The sequence below is a fragment of the Streptomyces hainanensis genome (assembly GCF_004348415.1).
GTDB classification, from domain to species: Bacteria; Actinomycetota; Actinomycetes; order Streptomycetales; family Streptomycetaceae; genus Streptomyces; species Streptomyces hainanensis.
In genome coordinates this window covers 1-1,525 of record NZ_SMKI01000811.1, presented here as the reverse complement: position 1 = coordinate 1,525, position 1,525 = coordinate 1, and the positions used below count along the sequence as shown (strand labels likewise).

1 protein-coding gene and 1 pseudogene are annotated in these 1,525 nt (G+C 72.5%); both read left to right on the top strand.

All coding sequences use genetic code 11. From position 1 onward, the window contains the following. Nucleotides 1-62: 62 nt before the first annotated feature. The gene (locus tag E1283_RS36120; protein WP_132822379.1) at nt 63-983 is read left to right on the top strand and encodes an HAD family hydrolase; all 921 of its coding nucleotides are present in this window, start codon (nt 63-65) and stop codon (nt 981-983) included. A gap of 426 nt (nt 984-1,409) precedes the next feature. Next, nucleotides 1,410-1,525 (top strand): annotated as a pseudogene (locus tag E1283_RS39350) (ECF subfamily RNA polymerase sigma factor, BldN family); the annotation flags it as partial.

The window sequence follows — 1,525 nt, the reverse complement described above, 5'->3', positions numbered from 1 at the left end:
GCCCTCCGCAGGGGGCCGGTATTCTCAACGCCATGGCCTGGCCCCGCCTGAAGCGCCCCCTCATGGCCGCCCAACGCCCTCAGTGGCTCACCCCCCGCAGGCGCCCCACCACGGACCGCACCCGCCTCGCCGGCGAGGCGTCCGCCGAGGCCGCCCGGAAGGCCGTCGAGGAGCAAGCCGACGAGGAGGAGCCGGAGTTCCCGGTGCCCGGCGACGTGAACGCCGCCGCGTTCTTCGACCTCGACAACACCGTGATGCAGGGCGCCGCGATCTTCCACCTCGGCCGGGGTCTCTACAAGCGGAAGTTCTTCCGGAAGCGCGAGCTCGCCAAGTTCGCGTGGCAGCAGGCGTACTTCAGGCTGGCCGGCGCCGAGCACGCCGGGCACATGCAGGACGCGCGGGAGAGCGCGCTCTCCATCGTGCGCGGCCACCGCGTCGCCGAACTGACGGCGATCGGCGAGGAGATCTACGACGAGTACATGGCCGGCCGGATCTGGCCCGGCACCCGGGCCCTCGCCCAGGCGCACCTGGACGCCGGCCAGCGCGTCTGGCTGGTGACGGCCGCGCCCGTCGAGACCGCGACCATCATCGCCCGCCGGCTCGGCCTGACGGGCGCGCTCGGCACCGTCGCCGAGTCGGTCGACGGGGTCTACACGGGCCGGCTGGTGGGCGAGCCGCTGCACGGCCCGGCCAAGGCGGCGGCCGTCCGCGCGCTGGCCGAGGCCGAGGGCCTGGACCTCGAACGGTGCGCCGCCTACAGCGACTCGGCCAACGACATCCCGCTGCTCTCCCTCGTCGGCCACCCCTACGCGATCAACCCGGACAGCCGGCTGCGGGCCCACGCCCGCGCCAAGGGCTGGCGGCGCCGCGACTACCGAACGGGGCGCAAGGCCGTTCGCGTCGGCGTGCCGGCCGCGGCCGGCGCCGGGGCCGTGGTGGGGGGCGCGGCCGCCGCGCTCGCGCTGCACCGCCGGCGTCGCTGAACCGACGCCGAACCGATGCCGAACGACTGACGAACCGGCCGCCGAACCGCCCCCGCGCCCACTGTTCGAACGCCGCTGAACGTGCTGGTCACCGGCCGCCTCCCCACCGCCCGGCGGGCAACTCCTGTCTCCTACCCCACGCCAGGCGCCGTCAGACCCCCACGCCCCCATCGGTCGAACTCGGTCATCGAGCCGGCAAATCCGATCATGCGGCGATCATGAAGACCATGGCGTTTGCGTGGCGCGCCGTACACAACGCGTAACAGATCAAACCGAATCGGCGATTTTCGCAACTACGCGTAGCACTGTCTGTACGAAGCGTTATTCTCCTCAGACGCAATCCGGTCCCCACCCGTTCCCGGACAGTTGACCGGGATGGAGGGCCCGTCGCTGCACGTGTTTGGAAGCTCTGCCTCTGGGAGTCCCGTGTACCCACACGTCGGGGTTGACGCCTCGGGCCTGGCTACGCTGCGCACCACGGTCGTCCACCGGCTGCGCACCCTCGTCCCCACCGCGTATGCCGTCCCCACCCTCGCCACACC